General features: G+C 66.4%; 16 protein-coding genes. 15 read left to right on the forward strand and 1 reads right to left on the reverse strand.

Translation table 11 applies throughout. The features are described from left to right. Nucleotide 1 precedes the first annotated feature (1 nt). Complete coding sequence (gene glmS, locus RKE50_RS03105) at nucleotides 2-1,831, forward strand: glutamine--fructose-6-phosphate transaminase (isomerizing) (protein WP_350034335.1); 1,830 nt, start codon at nucleotides 2-4, stop codon at nucleotides 1,829-1,831. 19 nt (nucleotides 1,832-1,850) lie between these two features. Here glmS and RKE50_RS03110 read toward each other — a convergent pair whose 3' ends face one another. Next, complete coding sequence (locus tag RKE50_RS03110) at nucleotides 1,851-2,201, reverse strand: UrcA family protein (RefSeq protein WP_350034337.1); 351 nt, start codon at nucleotides 2,199-2,201, stop codon at nucleotides 1,851-1,853. A 259-nt stretch (nucleotides 2,202-2,460) separates the two neighbouring features. Between RKE50_RS03110 and RKE50_RS03115 the strand changes: the two genes are divergently transcribed. The 14 genes from RKE50_RS03115 to RKE50_RS03180 all read left to right on the forward strand — a co-directional run bounded on the left by RKE50_RS03115 (nucleotide 2,461) and on the right by RKE50_RS03180 (nucleotide 15,755). Beyond that, nucleotides 2,461-4,119 (forward strand): tetratricopeptide repeat protein, encoded by a 1,659-nt coding sequence (locus tag RKE50_RS03115; protein ID WP_350034339.1) that lies wholly within the window; start codon nucleotides 2,461-2,463, stop codon nucleotides 4,117-4,119. Between the two features lie 46 nt (nucleotides 4,120-4,165). Continuing rightward, complete coding sequence (locus RKE50_RS03120; RefSeq protein WP_502937861.1) at nucleotides 4,166-4,351, forward strand: hypothetical protein; 186 nt, start codon at nucleotides 4,166-4,168, stop codon at nucleotides 4,349-4,351. Further along, nucleotides 4,342-4,776, forward strand: a complete 435-nt coding sequence (locus tag RKE50_RS03125; RefSeq protein WP_350034341.1) for an RrF2 family transcriptional regulator — start codon at nucleotides 4,342-4,344, stop codon at nucleotides 4,774-4,776. The genes RKE50_RS03120 and RKE50_RS03125 overlap by 10 nt, the downstream gene beginning before the upstream one ends. Before the next feature lie 290 nt (nucleotides 4,777-5,066). Beyond that, complete coding sequence (gene nosZ, locus RKE50_RS03130) at nucleotides 5,067-7,373, forward strand: Sec-dependent nitrous-oxide reductase (RefSeq protein WP_350034343.1); 2,307 nt, start codon at nucleotides 5,067-5,069, stop codon at nucleotides 7,371-7,373. Nucleotides 7,374-7,465: 92 nt separating this feature from the next. Further along, nucleotides 7,466-7,789, forward strand: a complete 324-nt coding sequence (locus tag RKE50_RS03135) for a c-type cytochrome (protein ID WP_350034344.1) — start codon at nucleotides 7,466-7,468, stop codon at nucleotides 7,787-7,789. 166 nt (nucleotides 7,790-7,955) lie between these two features. After that, nucleotides 7,956-8,675 carry a c-type cytochrome gene (locus RKE50_RS03140; protein WP_350034346.1) on the forward strand — a complete coding sequence of 240 codons (720 nt, stop codon included), beginning with the start codon at nucleotides 7,956-7,958 and terminating at the stop codon, nucleotides 8,673-8,675. A gap of 54 nt (nucleotides 8,676-8,729) precedes the next feature. Next, entirely contained in the window at nucleotides 8,730-9,908 is a 1,179-nt protein-coding gene (locus RKE50_RS03145; RefSeq protein WP_350034348.1) for a PilN family protein, read from the forward strand. Between the two features lie 6 nt (nucleotides 9,909-9,914). After that, the gene (gene nosD / locus RKE50_RS03150) at nucleotides 9,915-11,258 is read left to right on the forward strand and encodes a nitrous oxide reductase family maturation protein NosD (protein WP_350034349.1); all 1,344 of its coding nucleotides are present in this window, start codon (nucleotides 9,915-9,917) and stop codon (nucleotides 11,256-11,258) included. A 6-nt stretch (nucleotides 11,259-11,264) separates the two neighbouring features. After that, the gene (locus RKE50_RS03155; protein ID WP_350034351.1) at nucleotides 11,265-12,140 is read left to right on the forward strand and encodes a 4Fe-4S dicluster domain-containing protein; all 876 of its coding nucleotides are present in this window, start codon (nucleotides 11,265-11,267) and stop codon (nucleotides 12,138-12,140) included. Continuing rightward, nucleotides 12,137-13,114, forward strand: a complete 978-nt coding sequence (locus RKE50_RS03160; protein ID WP_350034352.1) for a NapH/MauN family ferredoxin-type protein — start codon at nucleotides 12,137-12,139, stop codon at nucleotides 13,112-13,114. Before RKE50_RS03155 ends, RKE50_RS03160 begins: the two co-directional genes overlap by 4 nt. Continuing rightward, nucleotides 13,107-14,033, forward strand: a complete 927-nt coding sequence (locus tag RKE50_RS03165) for an ABC transporter ATP-binding protein (RefSeq protein ID WP_350034353.1) — start codon at nucleotides 13,107-13,109, stop codon at nucleotides 14,031-14,033. The genes RKE50_RS03160 and RKE50_RS03165 overlap by 8 nt, the downstream gene beginning before the upstream one ends. Beyond that, nucleotides 14,030-14,590, forward strand: a complete 561-nt coding sequence (locus tag RKE50_RS03170) for a hypothetical protein (protein ID WP_350034355.1) — start codon at nucleotides 14,030-14,032, stop codon at nucleotides 14,588-14,590. The genes RKE50_RS03165 and RKE50_RS03170 overlap by 4 nt, the downstream gene beginning before the upstream one ends. Further along, the gene (locus RKE50_RS03175) at nucleotides 14,587-15,414 is read left to right on the forward strand and encodes an ABC transporter permease (RefSeq protein ID WP_350034356.1); all 828 of its coding nucleotides are present in this window, start codon (nucleotides 14,587-14,589) and stop codon (nucleotides 15,412-15,414) included. The genes RKE50_RS03170 and RKE50_RS03175 overlap by 4 nt, the downstream gene beginning before the upstream one ends. Then, the gene (locus RKE50_RS03180) at nucleotides 15,411-15,755 is read left to right on the forward strand and encodes a hypothetical protein (protein ID WP_350034357.1); all 345 of its coding nucleotides are present in this window, start codon (nucleotides 15,411-15,413) and stop codon (nucleotides 15,753-15,755) included. The genes RKE50_RS03175 and RKE50_RS03180 overlap by 4 nt, the downstream gene beginning before the upstream one ends. Nucleotides 15,756-15,758 lie beyond the last annotated feature (3 nt).

Below are 15,758 nucleotides of genomic sequence, written 5' to 3' on the forward strand. Positions count from 1 at the left end.
CGTGTGTGGCATCGTTGCGGCGGCCGCCCGCCGGGAAGTATCGGAGATTCTCCTCGAGGGGCTCAGGCGCCTCGAGTACCGCGGCTATGACTCCGCCGGCATGGCCCTGGTCGACAACGAGGGCCAGCTGCAGCTGCACAAGGCGCAGGGCAAGGTCGCCCGCCTCGAGGAGGCCCAGGCCCTTGACCCGATTCTCGGCTGCACGGGGCTCGCCCACACGCGCTGGGCAACGCACGGTCCGCCGGCCGCGGTCAACGCGCATCCCCACATCTCCACCGAACGGGTCGCGCTGGTCCACAACGGCATCATCGAGAACCACGAGGAGCTGCGGGAGGAGCTGGCGGCCGGCGGTTACGATTGCGTTTCCGCGACCGACTCGGAAGTGGTGGCCCACCTGCTGCACCGCGCCCTCGCCGGCGGCGACAGCCTGTTCGACGCCCTGCGCGGCGTCGTCGCCAGGCTGCGCGGCGCCTACGCCATCGCCGCCCTTGACAAGGAGCACCCCGGCACGGTGGTCGCGGCGCGCGAGGGCAGCCCGCTGGTGATCGGTGTCGGCATCGGCGAGAACTTTCTCGCCTCCGATACGCTGGCCCTGCGCCAGGTAACGGACCGCTTCGTCTACCTCGAGGAAGGCGACGTCGTGGAGCTCACGGCGTCCTCCCTGCGCGTCGTCGCCGTTGACGGCACGGCCGTCGAGCGGCCGGTCAAGCGCGTCGCCAGCGGTATCGAGACCGTGGACCTCGGCGATTACGAGCACTACATGCTCAAGGAAATCCACGAGCAGCCCCAGGCCCTCGCCGCCACCTTCAGCGCCGGTAACGGTCACAGCATCCACGATGGCGCCTTCGGCGAGGGTGCGGCGGCGGCCTTCGACCGCACCCGCTGCGTGCAGATCGTGGCCTGTGGCACCAGCTACCACGCCGGCCTGGTCGCCCGCTACTGGCTGGAGGAGCTGGCCGGCATCCCGTGCCAGGTGGAGGTCGCCTCCGAGTTCCGCTACCGCCGGCGCGTGCAGCACCCGGATACGCTGCTGGTGACCGTGTCCCAGTCCGGCGAGACAGCGGATACGCTGGCGGCGCTGCGCCACGCGGCGCCCGGCGAGTTCATCGCCAGCCTTGTGATCGCCAATGTCGACAACAGCTCGCTGGTGCGCGAGAGCGACTTCAAGTTCCTCACCCGCGCCGGCACCGAGATCGGCGTTGCCTCCACCAAGGCTTTCACCACCCAGCTGGTCGCGCTGCTCATGCTCACGATCGCCCTCGGCCGGCGCCGCGGCATGTCCGACCTACAGCAGCAGGCGCTCATCGACGGTCTGCGCGCCCTGCCGGACCTCGTCGACCAGGTGCTCGCGCTGGACGGTGCCATCGAATCGCTCGCGGGCGCTTTCATCCAGAAGCAGCACGCCCTCTTCCTGGGCCGCGGCATCGAGTACCCGATCGCCCTCGAGGGCGCCCTCAAGCTGAAGGAAATTTCCTACATCCACGCCGAGGCATATCCCGCCGGCGAGCTCAAGCACGGGCCGCTGGCCCTGGTCGATGCGGACATGCCCGTGGTCGCCGTGGCGCCCACGGACGACCTGCTGGACAAGCTGAAGTCGAACCTCGAGGAGGTGCGCTCCCGCGGCGGCGAGCTGTACGTGTTCGCCGATGGCAGCGCCGGCTTCAGCGATGCGCCGGGCATCCACGTCCTGTCCATGCCCCACGCCCCGGCGGTGCTGAACCCGATCATCTACACCGTGGCGCTGCAGCTGCTGGCCTACCACGTCGCCGTGCACAAGGGCACGGACGTCGACAAGCCGCGCAACCTGGCCAAGTCCGTCACCGTGGAGTAGGGTGCACGGGCTGCGCCGCTCAGTCGGCGCGGGCCAGGGTCCCGGCATTGGCACTGACAGCAGTCAGCGCTTCGGCCACCGCTTCGTCGACGCAGCGGCGGCTCACCGTTGCCTGGCGCACGCCGCCGGCGCTGCGGAAGCTCGTGCTCCCGCAGACTTGCCGTGCCGCACTTTCGATGCGCCGTGCCAGCGTGTCTCTCCCTGTTTCGGAGGCGAGGTTGAGATCCGCGTAGGAAATGGTCTGTTGTGCCTTGCCTGCGCCCGCGGGCTGCGCGCCCGCGGGCCCGGCCTCTGCCATGGCCTGCGAGGCAATGGCGCTGAAGGCGATGGCGGCGACGACCTGCTTGCTTCTGGAGACTGCTGTTTTCATGGGATTCACCTGTCCTGACCGGACATTTTCAGTGCCGGTCTATGCCTGGGATGCCTTCCCGCAGTGACGGTCCGGCAGAGACCACGCAGCGCGGCCTCCCGGTCAGCGTGGTCGCCCGGCGCTGTTCGCGCACCGTGACGGTGGGGGACATTCCGTGTCTGTCACGGTGACATTCGGGAAAAAGGTGCATCGCCGAGTGCTACACTGACGTAACGAAACGCATTGCAAGAAGCAGTGTCGGCGTCGAGGCATCCCAGCAGTGGAAAGAAGCGGTTATGACCCCCAGGACCCGCAGGATGCCCGCGGCGGCTTCCCGGAAGCTGCGATCCGTCAGCAGCTGGATCGTCTCAGGAACAGTGACACCTTTGCCCGGGCGCATCGGCTCCAGAACCTGCTCGCTTATCTCGTGGAGCATTCGCTGACACCGGGCGACCGGGAGCTGCACGAAGCCATCATCGGTATCGAGCATTTCCAGCGCGGCAGCGACTTTGACTGTCAGTCCGACACCATCGTGCGGGTCAATGCCCGCCGGCTGCGGGATCGTCTCGCCGACTACTACCGGCAGGAAGGTGCGGCCGACGCCATCCGCTTCGAGATACCCAAGGGCCGTTACCGGGTGGTTTTTCATCCGGGCCTTGCGGGGGCCGGGCCGAAGCAAGAGGCAACGCCCCAGGCAGCACCGCCCGCGCCGCTTCCCTCTGCTGTCCAGGGGGGCCCCGCACTTCCTTTGTCGGAGCCTTCAAGGACAGTCGCGCCCGCCAGTCCCGGCAGCGCGGCCCCGCGACCGCAAGCAAAGTGGCGGCCGGGTTCCCTCGCGGCGCTTGCCGCTCTCCTGCTGGTAGCCGCCGGCCTCGGCCTGGTCGTCCCCGACGAGCGTGGCTTGGATCAGCGCAAGGGTGCTACCGGGCCGATGCCGGCGCTCACCCCGCCCGGGGTGGAGGAAGAGCTGCGGCTTGGCGCGTTTTTCTATGGGCGCCGTGCCGACGGTGACATCGCTCTTGCGCTCAGTCACTTCGAGCGCGCAGTCGCCCTGGACGAGAGCGTGCCCGATGCCTGGGTCGGTGTTGCCAAGTGCATACGTCTGCTCTGGCTGAACGAGCATGCCCTGCCTACCCAGGAGGCGCTGGCCCGGCAGGTTGTAGCCCTGCGCACAGCCTTGAGCCTGGAACCGCTTCACGCTGAAGCGCACGCGCGCATTGCGACGGTCTACCGGTGGCTCGGCGACCGCGAGGCGGCAGCGCGCGCCATGGCCCTGGCCGAGCGGCACGGCAGGGAGAACCCTGAGGCTCTTTCCATGATCTCGGGCTACCGGGCTTTGCAGGGCGATCTCGACGGGGCCATCGCGGCGGTGACAGCGGCGCGGACCCTGGAGCCCACCAATGCTGTCTATCGCATCAACCTGGGCCAGCTGCTCCTCGACACCGGCCGCCGCGAGGAGGCCCGGGCGGAGCTGTTGAACGCCAGGCGCCTGACTCCCGGCGTCGGGGAGACCGAGCGCGGGCTTGTCGAAGTGCTCCTCGAACTCGGTCGACCGGAGGAGGCCAGGGAGGTAGCGGACGCCATGTCGCCGGGAGCCGACGCGACCCTGGCCGCGGCGCTGGTGGCGGGGAACGAGGGCCGTTTCGACGCGGCCTTCGCCGCCCTCGAGGACCTGGCCAGGGGTGCGGCCAGCGACTCGGCGCTGGCAGTGCGGGGCTATCTCTACCTTGGCGAGCTGGAGCGCGCCGTTGCCTGCCTGGAGAGGGAGCGGGATCAGCTCCTTGCCCGCGAAGGACCGGGGGTGCCTGCGATCTATCATCTCTACGGAATCCGCCTGTCACAGCTCGGCGCTCGCGCCAGCGGCCATCCCGGCTGGGAACGCTGGTGGCAGGGCGCGGGGCTCGTGGCCCGGGAGGACGGCAGCCTCGCGCTGCTCTAGCCCAGGCAAGCTCGCGGCGCTGGCGGTACCGTGGTGGGCGGCGGCCGTGACCGGTGCGGTCCCCGTGTCGATGCACCCGGCCTGGCACGCACACGAGATGCTCTACGGTTTCCTCCCCGCCGCCATCGCGAGTGCCCTGACCGGGTTCATGGCCTTCGCCCTGTACCTGTGGTACTACAGCGCAATTCTCTGGAACCCTGGACCGGATGGAAGGCCTGGCGGATGCGGCTGACACAACACACGGACTTCGCGCTGCGGACCCTGATCTACCTCGCGGTCTCGGACGCGCCGCGTGTGCGGGTTGCGGATATCTCCAGCGCGTACGATGTCTCCCACCACCATCTCACCAAGGTCGTGCAGAAGTTGCAGCGCGCGGGGTTCGTCGAGACCGCCCGGGGACAGCAGGGGGGTGTCTCGCTGGCGCGGCCGCCCGAGGAGATCAACATCGGTGCCGTGGTGCGGCAGCTCGAGACCGTGGACCACCTGGTTGAGTGTTTTCACCCCGACGGGCGCTGTGCGATCCACGGCGCCTGCGCCCTGCCGCGGGCCCTGGCGCAGGCGGTCGAGGCGTTTATGAGCGAGCTCGACCGGCAAACCCTGGCGGACATCTGCGCGATCAATACGGACCGACTCCGCACTTCGCTGAAGCTGTCCTGATCCTTCCAGGGTCGCCGGGGCGTCCACCCGGGACCCGGGTCACTTGCCCCCTACCCCCGCAACCACCCCCGCAACCACCTCTGCAGCCACGCTCCGAACGCTCAACCAGACCCTTGCGCTGCGACAATGTGTCGCAGTTTTGTCTATCATTGATCTGCGTCAAAGAGGTCTCCTCGACCCGGCGCGCCTTTTTGATACTTTGATTACTACATTGGCTGGCGGTGTCCACGCACCCTGCGCGTTCCCCGCCTGGCATTCGTCCAAAGGCCTATTCCTGGGGGGAATCAGAGATGCAATTCACACGCAAACTGCTCACGACCGTCGTTGGCGCCGCCTTCGGCGCCGGCCTCGCGAGTGCCAGCCTTGCCCAGGGCAAGCTGGAGGAGGTCATGGCGGAGCGCGGGCTCACCGAGAAGGATGTGCTCGCCGCCGCGAAAACCTATACGCCCACGGGCGGGCGCGATGAATACCTCGCGTTCAGTTCCGGCGGCCAGTCCGGCCAGGTCATCGTCTACGGGATTCCGTCCATGCGGATTCTGAAGTACATCGGTGTGTTCACGCCGGAGCCCTGGCAGGGCTATGGCTTTGACGACGAGTCGAAGGCCGTGCTTGCCCAGGGCAAAGTGCGCGGCAAGGCAATCAACTACGGCGATACCCACCACCCGGCCATCTCTGAGACCGATGGCGACTACGATGGCCGCTGGCTTTTCATCAACGACAAGGCCAACCCCCGCGTGGCGGTGGTCGACCTGCATGACTTCGAGACCAAGCAGATCGTCGTCAACCCGGTGTTCAAATCCCAGCACGGCGGCGCCTTCGTCACGCCTAACACAGAGTACGTGATTACCGCGGCCCAGTACGCGGCGCCCTTCGCTAACGAGTTCGTTCCGCTGGGCAAGTTCAACGACGAGTACCGTGGCGGTATTACGTACTGGAAGTTTGATCGCGAGGCGGGCCGCATTGACCAGCAAGCCTCCTTTACCGTCGAGGCACCGCCCTACAGCCAGGACCTTTCCGACGCCGGCAAGGGTCCGTCCGATGGATGGTCCTTCACTAACTCCTTCTGTTCCGAGCGCTATGTCGGCGGCATCGAGCGCGGCCGCCCGCCCTTCGAGGCCGGCTGTTCCGCGAAGGACACGGACTTCCTCCACGTGATCAACTGGAAGAAGGCCGAGGCACTGTTCAAGGCAGGCAAGACCGTCAAGGTCAACGGCGGCAACATCCTGCCCATGGACGTGGCCGTCAAAGAGGGCGTCATGTTCCTAATCCCTGAGGTGAAGAGCCCGCACGGTGTCGACGTGACGCCCGACGGCAAGCACATCATCATCTCCGGCAAGCTGGACACCCACGCCACGGTCTACAGCTTCGATAAGATCCAGGCCGCCATCAAGGCCGGCAAGTTCGAAGCGAAGGACGAGTACGGCATCCCGATCATCGCCATGCAGGACGCGATGGCTGCCCAGGCGGAACTCGGCTTGGGGCCTCTGCATACACAGTTCGACAGCAAAGAGTGCATCGCCTACACCTCCCTCTACGTCGACTCCATGGTCGCCAAATGGGACTACTGCGAGGGCGAGGTGCTGGACAAGATCGCCATCCATTACAACGTGGGTCACCTCATGACCATGGAGGGCGACACCGTCTCTCCGGACGGCAAATACCTGGTGGCGCTGAACAAGCTGGCCATCGACCGCTTCAATCCCGTGGGGCCCCTGCACCCGCAGAACCACCAGCTGATCGACATCAGCGGCGACAAGATGAAGCTGCTCTACGACATGCCGATTCCCCTCGGTGAGCCGCACTACGTTGCGGCCATCAAGGCGGACAAGCTGCAGCCGGTGGTGCGTTACAAGTCCGGCTGGGACAGCCGCACGGACCAGCGCTCGGAGTACGCTACCCGCGCCGGCCGGGAGCGCACGGAGCGCACCTGTGACGACAACGGCAACTGCGTGACCGAGGTCTGGGGTACGGTGATCCGTTCCCACATCACGCCGGAAATCATCGACGCACGCGTCGGTGACACGGTGAAAATCCACCTGACCAACCTCGAGCGGGCCCAGGATGAGGTGCACGGCTTCGCTATGTATGGGCAGAACGTACAGCTGTCCATCGAGCCGGGCAAGACCGCGTCGGTGACCTTCACGGCAGACCAGGAAGGGGTCTTCCCCTACTACTGCACGGAGTTCTGCTCCGCGCTGCACCTCGAGATGCAGGGCTACCTGCTGGTGGCACCCACGGACTACCAGGCCACCAGCGGCGGCATGCAGGAAGGTACGGCCTACAGCAAAGCGGACTACGAAAAGCAGGTGAACACGAACCTGGAAACCCAGGCCGTCATCGACCAGGTGGTCACCTACATCACCAGCCACAACTACAAGGACTTCCCGACGGTGGTTGCCTTGGTGGAAGACGCCACGGACCAGCTCACCCGCGCCCAGGGCGCCCGCGAAAAGTCCGAGGCTGCGGCGAAAAAGGGTGACTGGCAGAACGCCATGCTCTGGGCCAACCAGTGGTGGCAGTACCAGGTGAAGACTGCGGACCTCGGCCTGCGCGCCAAGAATGCCCTCGAGGAGTTCGGTGCCAAGCGGGTCAAGTGAGCCCTGCGGTACTACTACGGCAACTGGCGGGGGGCACGAGCTCCCCGCTTTTTTCTTAGCGGGCAGAGCGCCCGAGGTATGGAGACATTCACATGTTCAAGACGAAACTTGCAATTGCGTTTCTTGCCAGCGCCAGTGCCACCCTCGCAGTGCCCGGGGCCCTGGCCCTCGATGGGGAGCAGCTCTACAAGACCAAGACCTGTGCCGCCTGCCACGGCAAGGACGGCAATACCCCCATGATGCCCAGCTACCCGAAGATCGCCGGTCAGAATGCCGCCTACGCGGTGCAGCAGATGCAGGACATCAAATCGGGTGCTCGTGCCAACGGCAATTCGGCGGCGATGAAGGGCGTCATGCACCTCGTCAGCGACGAGGAGATCGAGGCAATCGCCGCCTGGCTTGCCACCCTGGAATAGGGCTGGAACGGTCATCGGCGCTGCGTCCTTTGACGCTCGTCAAGGAAAACGTTGCCGCTGGCGGCTATCCTGTATTTCAGATGCTGATATGCCGGTCAAGCCATGACGCAGTCAGCGATAGCTAGCCGAATGGCGCGAAAGAAAGAGAGCATGAGGAGTTAGAGCCATGCACACCTACAACACAAAGTTTACACTCGCGGCTGCTACCTTGGCCTTCGCGCTGGCCGGACCGGCCCTGGCCGAATGGAACGAGGGTGGCGGTGAGCAGGAAGAAGCTCTCAGTCTGACCCCGAACCTCGAAAACGGGCGCGAGGTCTATGAAGTCTGTGCCGCCTGTCACCTGCCCGAGGGCTGGGGCATGGAGGATGGCACGTTCCCGCAGCTCGCCGGCCAGCATGCGGTGGTGAGCATCAAGCAGCTGGCGGATATCCGCTCCAAAAACCGCGACAACCCGACCATGTACCCTTTCGCCCTGGAGAAGTCCATCGGCGGCCCGCAGGCTATCGCCGATGTAGTGGCCTACATGGAGAAGCTGCCCATGAACCCCGATTGGGGCAAGGGCCCCTACAACGAGCTGTTCCCTCAGTATGCGAAGGGCAAGGAGCTCTATGAGGCGAATTGCGTGGAATGCCACGGAGAAAACGGGATGGGCATTCCCGAGAAGTTCTATCCGCGCATCAATGGTCAGCACTATGAGTACATGCTGCGGCAGTTCGAGTGGATCCGCGATGGCAAGCGCCGGAACGCCAACCCCGAGATGGTTGAGCAGATTGAGAACTTCACCGACGAGGATATGAAGGCAGTGATCAATTACGCATCGCGGCTGCCGGTGCCGGAGGAGGATCTTGCCGAATCCGCCGACTGGCGCAACCCCGACTTCGATTAATCGCCTCCCCGGCCCGGGTTCGCCCGGGCTTTTCTTCACCAGAGAGCCGGAGCCATGAGCCAACCCATCACCCTGCGCCAGAACCTCCCGGTGCTTGGCCTGGGCGTTGTCGCCCTAGCCCTGTTGCTGGTGGTCTATTTCTCGCCCATCTGGTGGGTCTCCCTCAAGGCGCCCAATTACCCGGAAGAAGCCTTTCCGAGTGGCGTTCGCATCGAGTTCCAGATGAACGGCGTCTTCAACGGCTGCAGGAAAGTCGAGAGCACCGAGATCCGCGAGGATATCGCCCTGGACTGCGTCCACGAGATGGATACGATCAACCACTACGTCGGCATGTACCCCATTGCCGCCGGCGGCGTGCTCGAGCGCGCCTTCTCGCCTTTTCTCGTCAGCATGCTCGGCGTGATGATCCTGGGCTTCGCCCTTCCGGGCCGCGGGCCGCGGGTCGCGGTGCTCGCTGTCGGCTTCGGCGCCATTGCCACCTGGATGTGGCTGACGTTCTACACCGAGGGCGGCCTCAAGTACCAGAGCGCCGGCTACATCGAGGCCACGGTGAAGTCCATGGACCAGGAGGCCGGCGAGATCCCCGAGCCCGAGGTTTCCGGCATTGTGGCGCGGCTGCGGGCGGAAATGGCCGAGGTCGAGGCGCGTGAGCGCGGTGAGGAAGTGGTGCAGGTGGAGCGCAGCGAGAAGCAGCGTTTCCTCGACGACCTCGAAACGTCCTATGCCAATGACCGCCGCCGCCTCGGGGCCGACGAGCTCGCGTCCTGGGACGGCAGCGGGCAGCAGATGCTGCTCTGGCACTACGAGCAGACGCTCGGCCGCTACTTCAATAACCCGGAAGAGATCAAGCCTATGGTCTCGGCCATCGGCACGACGCTCCACGTGGTGTTCTACGGCGTCCTCGCGGCCATGATCGCGCTGGTCGCCGGTGCGGCCATCAACTTCCGGCCGCTGGTCTGGGTGCTTGCGCTGGCGCCGGCGCTGCTGCCGGTGATCTTCATTCTCGACTACTCGGCCTGGCTCTGGTGGTACGGCCACAACCTGAACCCCATGGGGGCCTTCTCGGTGAAGCCCTTCATGCCCACGGTCTTCGGTGACGGCAAGGTGGCGCAGTTCTCCACCCACTCCTACCCGTCCATCGGCTTCGGCATCATGCTCGCCCTGAGTGCGGTGATTGGCACCATGATGATCCTGCGGCGCAAGCAGCTTAACCGTGCGGCCCGGGCGGCCTGAGCCCCCGTGGGCGCGCCCTGGCAAGGAGCGGCGGCAGCCGCGCTTACCCTGGCGACGCTGTTCCCCGGGGAGCTGCGCGCGGATGTGCTTCCGCCTTTCCAGGCGCTTGTCGACGCGGCCGCCGTCGACAGCACGCTGAAGCCGCCCGCCGGCCGCTATGCGGGCCCGCTAATCGTCGACAAGCCGCTGATCATCGACGGCGGCAACGGTGTCACGATCGACGGCGGCGGCAAGGGTTCGGTCGTCGTGCTGAAGACCGATGGCGCCACCCTGCGCAGTCTGCGCCTGGTCAACTCGGGCAACTCGCATAACGATATCGACGCGGCCGTGCAGGTGCGCGGCAACTTCAACCACGTGATCGACAACGAGATCGTCGACTGCCTCTTCGGCGTCGACCTCCAGCAGTCGGAATTCAACGTGGTACGGGGCAACCGGATCCGCTCCAAGGACGTGGACCTCGGCGTGCGCGGCGACGCCATCCGCCTCTGGTACAGCTTCGACAACCGGGTGGAGGATAACGTCATCAGCCGCTCCCGGGACGTGGTCGTCTGGTACTCGAAGAACAACATCATCAGCGGCAACCGCTCGAGCGGCGGGCGCTACTCCCTGCACTTCATGTATTCGCAGTACAACCTGGTCGAAAACAACGACTTCCGCGGCAATTCCGTGGGCATCTTTCTCATGTACAGCGACAGCGTCACCATCCGCGGCAATCACATCTCCCATGCCGTGGGTGCCGCCGGCGTCGGCATCGGCTTCAAGGAGACCAGCGACGTCGACATCATCGACAACGAGATTCTCTACTCGGCCACGGGGCTGCACCTCGACGTTTCACCCTACCAGCCGGACACGACGAACCGGGTGCGCGGCAACCTCATTGCCTACAATGGTATCGGCATCCAGTTCCTCAACGACTGGAAGGGCAACGTGTTCAGCGACAACCTCCTGAAGGGCAACCTGACCCAGGTGGCCGTGCTGGGTGGCGACACGGCCCGGCGCAATGACTGGGCAGGTAACTACTGGGACGACTACGCGGGCTTCGATCGCGATGGCGATGGCTTGGGTGACACACCCTACGACAAGTATGCCTATGCGGACCGGCTCTGGATGGACGTGCCCTCGGCGCGCTTCTTCAAGGGTACGCCGATGCTGGAGGTCCTCGATTTCCTCGAGCGGCTGGCGCCCTTTTCCGCGCCGGCGCTGCTCCTGCGCGATGAGAAGCCCCTGATGCAGGCGGCTTTCCGTGGCCAACCCGACGACGAGCGCAGAGAAGCAGACTCCGCGGTGAAAGAGGCCGCGCCCGGTGAAAACGCCCTCGAACAGCTCCGGCGCTCGCTGGAGCGGGACTGAAGGACCATGAGCAAGACAAGCAACAAGCGGGCGAAGAGCCCGCGGCAGCGCGCGAAGACGCGGCGCGAGTTCATCGCCTCCACGGCCCTGGCCGGCGCTGCCACCCTGGTCGCCCTTGCGGGCCTCGCGCCCGTGGCCGGCGGCGGCACCCACCGGCTGCGGCCGCCGGGCGCGCTCAAGGATGCGCAGCTCGACGAGGACGATTTCCTCGCCGCCTGCATCAAGTGTGGCCAATGCGTACAGGTCTGCCCGGTGGAGGCGATCAGGCTCGCCGATATTACCGACGGCGCTGGCGTGGGAGTGCCCTATATCGAGGCCCGGGAGCAGGCCTGCGATTTCTCCTGTGACGGGCTGCAGTGCGTACTGGCCTGTCCGACCGGTGCACTGACCCATGACCTCGACTACCCGGCGGACACGCGCATGGGCTTTGCCCGCGTCGCCCGCCCGAACGCCTGTCTCGCCGGCCAGGGCAAGGGCTTCACGGGTCTGACCCGGGGCCCGGACTTCGAGGGCACGCTGCGCTACGACGAGATCGACCGCTGGAACCCGATTCCCGTGGCCGAGCACCCCTACGACCTGGAGCTCTGCGACCTCTGCGTGCGCCAGTGCCCGATCGAGATCCGTATCGCCCAGTGCGCCGAGGGTGCGCCGCCCTCCGGAGATCCGAACCAGTGCCCGCCGCGGCACGCGATCGCCCTGGAGCCAGTGGACGACGACGGCCGCATGCTGCCGGTGATCGGTGAGGGCTGCGTCGGCTGCGGCGTCTGCGAGATGATCTGCCCGGTGGAGCCGACGGTGATCGTTATCGACATCGACGAGACCGCCGACACCCTCAAAGCGGCCAGCGCCAGCAACGTCATCAGCATTCAGGGGGGCGCATGAACCGTTTTGTTGAATCCCTCCGCCAGCTTCTCGGTGCCGAGCCGCGCCGGCCCAGCCGCGAGGACCTGACGCCGGAAGTCGTGCGTATCTACGACGAGAAGCGTCAGCACAAGTTGACCAAAGAGGATCTCGAGGCCAACGCCGCCGCGCATGAAAAAAGTGCAAAGCGGCACAAGTGGCGTAACCGGCGCTGGGCCGTGCTCATCGCGGTGAACCTGCTGTTCGTGCTGTCGTTCCAGCTCGACGTGCAGCTGGTCGAGGGCTCGCTCACCGCCTCGCGCGTGCTCGGCTTCCACATGGCCGACCTGAACGCGGCGCTGCAGATCATGCTGGCCTACAAGCACGTGGTGCTGAACCTGCTCATCGGCACGGCCACGGTGTTCCTGCTCTGGCTGCTTCTCGGCGGGCGTTCTTTCTGCTCCTGGGTCTGCCCCTATCACCTCGTCGCCGAGCTCACTGAGAAGATCCACCTCAAGCTCGTGGACAAGAAGCTCATCAAGGGCCGCAGCTTTCACCGCGGCGTGCGCACGGTGTTCTACGTGATCTTTGCCCTGCTTGCCTTCGCCACCGGCTACACGGTCTTCGAGACGATCTCCCCTACCGGCATTCTAAGCCGGGCGGTCATCTACGGGCCGACGCTGGCCCTGCTCTGGGTCCTGTTTCTGCTGCTGTTCGAGATCTTCGTGTCCCAGCGCGCCTGGTGTCGCTACGTCTGCCCCATCGGCCTCACCTACGGCATCGTCGGCAGCATGTCGCCGGTGCGCGTCAGCTACAACATGGTCGACTGCAAGCACGAGGGCGACTGCCGCAAGGTGTGCCTGGTACCGCACGTGCTGGATGTAACGATCCGCAACCGATCCACGGATATCGACGTACCCCTGGGCGCGGACTGCACGCGCTGTGGCCTGTGCGTGGATGTGTGCCCGACCAACTCCCTCAACTTCGAATTCGCCGGGTCGAAGAAACTTGACTGAAACGACCCCGATGATCGCTGTCCGGCAGCTACGCAAGCGTCTGGGCCGGCGCACCGTGTTGCAGGGCCTGGACCTCGAGGTGGCGCGCGGTGAGCGCGTGGCGCTGATCGGCTCCAACGGTGCCGGCAAGACCACGCTCATCCGCTGCCTCCTCGGCGAGTATCACTACAGCGGCAGCGTGGCCGTGGCCGGCCGGGACCCGCAGCGAGAGCGCACGGCGGTGCTCGGCCGCATCGGCTTCGTACCGCAGCTGCCGCCGCCCCTGCGCATGCCCGTGGAGCAGCTCGTGCGCTACGTGGCCGCGGTGAGCGGCGCCGATTCGCAGCGTATCAAGGCTGTCGCGGGACGCCTTGGCTTCGAACCTGACCGTTTCCGCCATCAGCCCTTCGTCCGCCTGTCCGGCGGGCAGAAACAGAAGCTGCTCATCGCGGCGGCGCTCGGCCGGGATGTCGACCTCCTCGTCATGGACGAGCCCGCCGCGAACCTCGACCCGGAGGCCCGGGCGGTGTTCTTCGAGCTCCTCGCCGCCCGCCAGGACGATGCGGCCATGCTCATCTCCAGCCACCGCCTCGACGAGGTCGCGCCGCTGGTGAACCGCGTGCTCGAGTTGGACCAGGGCAGCGTCGTGCTCGACGATCGCGTAGCCGACGACGTCGATCTCGGCGTCCGCCTCGCCTGCGAGCTGCGCCTGGTCCGCCCCGAGGCCGCCTTCGCCAACGCCCTGGCGCCCTGGGGCTTCACGGACGCGGGTGGCGGCCTGCGCTGGCAGGGAACCATTGCCGGTGCAGACCGGTTGCGTTTCCTCGGCGTGCTCTCGCGCTACGCCGGCCTGCTCGAACACGTGGAACTGGGGCGGCAAAACGACACCGATGCCATGACGGCTCCTCCAGGGAGCGCCATCAAGGGAGCAACATCATGAAAGCCCTGTGCAAGCTGCGGCGCCCCGCGGCCGCGCTAATGGCCCTGCTTTTCCTCGCCGCGTGCAGCGGTGACCCGGGCACCGGACCCGTCGAGGTGACCTGGGACCGGGACCCGTGCACGCGCTGCGGCATGGTGCTCTCGGACCGCGGGCACGCGGCGCAGGTTCGCGTTCTCGGTGCCAAGGGGCGCGACGCGGTGCACCGGTTCGATGACCTCGGCTGTGCCGTGGTCTGGCTCGAAGACGCGGGCCTTGCCGACGACGCGGTGGAACTGTGGGTGGCGGATCATCGCGCGGACGGCTGGCTTGACGCGTTCAGTGCCCACTACGTCCTCGGCAACCCCACCCCGATGCAATATGGCGTGAGCGCGCAGGCGTCGGCCGGCCCGGACACCATCGATTTCAAAGCGGCACGCGAGCACATCCTGCGCGTGGAGCGCGAGACCAATATTCACGGCGGCAATCTCGACAGCGCCCGGGGCCCTGAAGGCGCCGGCGGGCACCACCACCACGGCGCCATGGGCGGGACCCGCACCGGGGAAGACGACGCCGGATGAGAATGCTGGCCCTTACCGCCTGGACGGACATCCTCGAGTCCCTGCGTGCACGCTGGTTTGTCGTCTACACCCTGGTCTTCGGCGGGCTGGTGGTGCTCCTGTTCGTGCTTGGCCTCACCGAGTCGCGGGTCATGGGCTTTACCGGCCTGTCGCGGCTCATGCTGACCTACATCCAGCTGTCCATGGCGATCCTGCCGATCTTCGTGCTGATCACCACCGTGCGCTCCCTCGCCGGTGACCGCGAGGCCGGCGTCTTCGAGTACCTGCTGTCCTTCCCGGTGCCGCTGGCGGCCTGGTACTGGGGCAAGCTGCTCGGGCGTTTCGTGGTGGTGTTCACGCCGGTGTTCCTCGCCATGGTGTTGGCCATTGCCTGGGGGGCGCTGCGCGGGGCCGCCATTCCCTGGGGCCTGTTTGCCTATTACACGGGCCTGCTCGTGGCGCTGGCCTGGTGCTTCCTCGGCATCGGCATCCTGATTTCCTCGCTGGCGCGCTCCGTGGACGTCGCCCAGGGCGCGGCCTTCCTGGTCTGGCTGCTACTGCTGCTGTTCCTCGACCTTATCCTCCTCGGCGCGCTCATCCAGGAGCAGCTGCCGCCGGAGCAGGCCGTGGCCATCGCCCTGGTGAACCCGATGCAGGTGTTCCGCACCGGCACCATGCTCCTCTTCGACCCGCAGCTGGTGATGCTCGGGCCGGCCGCCTACCTGATCCTCGATACCTTCGGCCGCGTCGGCTACATGGTCTTCGCGCTCGCCTACCCGGTGGCCTTCGGCACGCTGGCGGCCCTCGTCGGCTACCGCGTCTTCCGGCGGGGGGACCTGGTATGAGGGCGCTGGTTTTGCTGCTCCTTGCTGCTGCGACTGTCACTGCCGGCGCCGTCCAGGCGCAGGACCTCGCGGCGCAGCGCCGGGTCGTGTCGGAACTGGGCCTGCTCAACGGCCAGGCGCTCGCCTGCCGCTATCTCGACGAGGTGCGCCGCATGAAGCAGGCGGTGATCGCCCATGCCCCGCAGGAGCGGGTCTTCGGCGCCGACTTCGACAAGGCCACCAACGACGGTTTCCTGCGCTTCCGCAGCGAGGGCGGTAGGTGCCCGGCGCCGGCGGTTTTCGCCGGCCGGGTGGATGCACGCATCGAGGCGCTGGCGGCCAGCTTTGCCGGGGAGGGTTAGCCT

Source organism: Pseudohaliea sp. (assembly GCF_040217025.1).
Taxonomy (GTDB): Bacteria; Pseudomonadota; Gammaproteobacteria; order Pseudomonadales; family Halieaceae; genus Pseudohaliea.

What these genes read in the sequence shown, in the direction of transcription:
- RKE50_RS03140 (WP_350034346.1), top strand. Translation starts at nt 7,956, where the DNA reads ATGCACACCTACAACACAAAGTTTACACTCGCGGCTGCTACCTTGGCC.
- RKE50_RS03155 (WP_350034351.1), top strand. Translation starts at nt 11,265, where the DNA reads ATGAGCAAGACAAGCAACAAGCGGGCGAAGAGCCCGCGGCAGCGCGCG.
- RKE50_RS03135 (WP_350034344.1), top strand. Translation starts at nt 7,466, where the DNA reads ATGTTCAAGACGAAACTTGCAATTGCGTTTCTTGCCAGCGCCAGTGCC.
- RKE50_RS03170 (WP_350034355.1), top strand. Translation starts at nt 14,030, where the DNA reads ATGAAAGCCCTGTGCAAGCTGCGGCGCCCCGCGGCCGCGCTAATGGCC.
- nosZ (WP_350034343.1), top strand. Translation starts at nt 5,067, where the DNA reads ATGCAATTCACACGCAAACTGCTCACGACCGTCGTTGGCGCCGCCTTC.
- RKE50_RS03125 (WP_350034341.1), top strand. Translation starts at nt 4,342, where the DNA reads ATGCGGCTGACACAACACACGGACTTCGCGCTGCGGACCCTGATCTAC.
- RKE50_RS03180 (WP_350034357.1), top strand. Translation starts at nt 15,411, where the DNA reads ATGAGGGCGCTGGTTTTGCTGCTCCTTGCTGCTGCGACTGTCACTGCC.
- RKE50_RS03145 (WP_350034348.1), top strand. Translation starts at nt 8,730, where the DNA reads ATGAGCCAACCCATCACCCTGCGCCAGAACCTCCCGGTGCTTGGCCTG.
- RKE50_RS03110 (WP_350034337.1), bottom strand. Translation starts at nt 2,201, where the DNA reads ATGAAAACAGCAGTCTCCAGAAGCAAGCAGGTCGTCGCCGCCATCGCC.
- RKE50_RS03160 (WP_350034352.1), top strand. Translation starts at nt 12,137, where the DNA reads ATGAACCGTTTTGTTGAATCCCTCCGCCAGCTTCTCGGTGCCGAGCCG.
- RKE50_RS03175 (WP_350034356.1), top strand. Translation starts at nt 14,587, where the DNA reads ATGAGAATGCTGGCCCTTACCGCCTGGACGGACATCCTCGAGTCCCTG.